The following is a 1,499-nucleotide window of genomic DNA, read 5'->3' as shown; positions in this document are numbered from 1 at the left end:
TGTGCGCGCACTCTTTGTGACGCGGTGAGATCCGACCCACGAAGCAAGTTTTGCCCCACCGATCACAGCAACGGGGCCACCACGCTGCCCAATTCCTGACGTCGATCTCGCAGAACGGTCCGCCGACGGAGTCGGCGGACCGTTCTGCGAGATCGGGAGAGGTCAGTGAGCCCTCTCCTTGATGCCGCCCTCGAGGCGAATACTGGATTCCGGGCAAAAGACGATGGACTTCCCGCTGGATTTCCACACCGGCGCATCGCGATAGACGTCGGAACCGCCGTCAAACGGTCGGCAGATTATGGTCGCTTTGTAGTGACCACCATTGGAGTTCCTGCACTCGGCGTACCAGCCCATTGCGGTGTAGCCCCCGAGCTGCTTCTGGTACTTCCCATTTTTGCACCCGGTCGGCCAGCCCTTGACGGACACGTTGCCCTGGGAGCCTGCCTCGGCCGCGGTGGCCGCGCTCTGAAGGCCGAAAGTCGTGATTGCTGCAGCGGCGAATAGCGCCGCGCTCAGCTTCTTCATTTTCACCTTTTCCCTGAAAATTGTCTTGCTGTTCTGAGGAGGCCCTGCTCTAAGAGACCTTGGTCGCAAGGCCCTCGTGCACAGGCTTGGAATAGGAGCCCTGGCAGTACGCGTAGGAAAGACCAGCCTTCCGCCACCCGCCCTCAAAGTCCACCATCTTCCCGTTTTCGGGATTCTTGCACACGATCAGAGCCCGGTAGTGGCCGCCGTTGTGGTTCTTGCACGAGGCGATTGCCCCGAAGCTCCTCTTCTCGACGCTGCAGTCGCTGGGTCGTCCTGTAGCGCCGACTTCGGCGGCAGTCGCGCTCACCCCTGCGGCGAGCGTGAAGGCGCCGGCCATCATCACCCCGAGCGCCGGCAGCATGATGGACTGTCGAATGCCGTGCTTCTTAACCAATTCTCCACCTTCTTCTTGCTGTCACATTTCCCGATTTTATTAATCGGCTATGTCGCTCCCCAGGCATTGCCGCCCTCGCATGTCCGCGTCAATCAATGTCTGATTTGAAGTGACGCCCATAAAATTAACGGCCTCCGCATGCCCGCGTCAATGGGATCCTGAAACTTGAGCAAAATCTGAGGTCTGTCTGCTGCAATAACAGTGAAGCATCTCGGATGTCGAGAGTCGAATTTGAGTCAGTCGCTGACCTTTTCCGGCCAGGCTATTTCAGTCGTCAGCGCCGCGATCGTTAATCGAGGTGTCAGTTATAGGGTGAGTGTCAGGTTGTGCCGGGCGACGCTGAGCATGGCCTGAGAATGCCATTGCCCTTGAGGCGTCAATCGCGCAGGATCTACCAGTTGTTCACCCAGGGCAGGGCGTTTCCCGCCCCGGGCTCGGGCCCGGCGATGGACGACGCTCCCCGCCTCCTACTGCGGGCTGACTGAGATGCGCCTGTCACTCAGTCGCGTCATCGACCACCCGTCGCCCACTCATCGGGAAGCCAGATGCCGTGCCGTGCAATCGCGTGGGTGGCTCC

2 protein-coding genes are annotated in these 1,499 nt (G+C 60.0%); both read right to left on the bottom strand.

Features of this window, described 5'->3' with window-relative positions:
* Nucleotides 1-162: 162 nt before the first annotated feature.
* Complete coding sequence (locus ACFU3E_RS38410) at nt 163-525, bottom strand: hypothetical protein (RefSeq protein ID WP_384169466.1); 363 nt, start codon at nt 523-525, stop codon at nt 163-165.
* 49 nt (nt 526-574) lie between these two features.
* Complete coding sequence (locus ACFU3E_RS38405) at nt 575-922, bottom strand: hypothetical protein (protein ID WP_384169463.1); 348 nt, start codon at nt 920-922, stop codon at nt 575-577.
* Nucleotides 923-1,499 lie beyond the last annotated feature (577 nt).

Origin of the sequence: Streptomyces sp. NPDC057424, from assembly GCF_042803315.1 — a bacterium.
Lineage (GTDB): Bacteria > Actinomycetota > Actinomycetes > Streptomycetales > Streptomycetaceae > Streptomyces.
This window is presented reverse-complemented; position numbering and strand designations above follow the sequence as displayed.